This is a genomic window from Gemella haemolysans (assembly GCF_901873445.1).
GTDB lineage: Bacteria > Bacillota > Bacilli > Staphylococcales > Gemellaceae > Gemella > Gemella haemolysans_C.
This window is the reverse complement of the sequence record NZ_CABFLN010000060.1, coordinates 1-630: the sequence shown is the minus strand read 5'-3', so window position 1 is coordinate 630 and position 630 is coordinate 1. Positions and strand designations below refer to the sequence as shown.

Sequence of the window (630 nt, the reverse complement as noted above, 5' to 3'; positions counted from 1 at the left end):
AAGCAGTACTATATCTGACGCTATTATCATTTACTTTATAATAGTTTTCTATCTTTTTTAAATACGTCTTATTTAAAATTACAAGTGTAATTAATACCAATACTATTGATATTAAAAATGCTTTTAATCTTATCATCTTTACTTCCTATTTTCTATGTAAGAAATCACTTTATTTGGTGTATCGATTTCTTCGTATGTTACTTCAGTCGGTGCTATACTTAGTCCAAATATTTCTTCAATTTTAACCAACATTTCTACAAAAGCTAATGAATCCATTAGTCCTTCTTCTTTCATATTTATGTCTAAGTCTTCTCTTACAACTTCATCTTCACAGATTTCTTCTAACATTTCTAATACTTGTTCTTTTATCATGTTTATTCTCCTAACTCTATATTATTTTTTTAGTACATGGCTTATTAGTTTATATGGTTCTCCTGAAAAGATATATAATCCTATTATTACTAGATTTATCGTTATGAACCAACTAAGAACTTTATACCATGTTTCATTTTTATTCTTCTTGTAAAATTTACTTTTCTTTTGGTAATATTCAAATCCTGCCATTAATAAACCGTGGTAGAATCCATATACTATATAACTTATAGTTAGACCATGCCAGAATCCCATAAG

General features: G+C 26.5%; 1 protein-coding gene and 1 pseudogene. Both read right to left on the bottom strand.

From position 1 onward, the window contains the following. Window positions 1-138: 138 nt before the first annotated feature. Window positions 139-372, bottom strand: coding sequence for a D-alanine--poly(phosphoribitol) ligase subunit DltC (gene dltC / locus JX287_RS07380; protein WP_003145008.1), 234 nt, complete (start codon window positions 370-372; stop codon window positions 139-141). 21 nt (window positions 373-393) lie between these two features. Then, window positions 394-630 (bottom strand): annotated as a pseudogene (locus tag JX287_RS07375) (D-alanyl-lipoteichoic acid biosynthesis protein DltB); the annotation flags it as partial.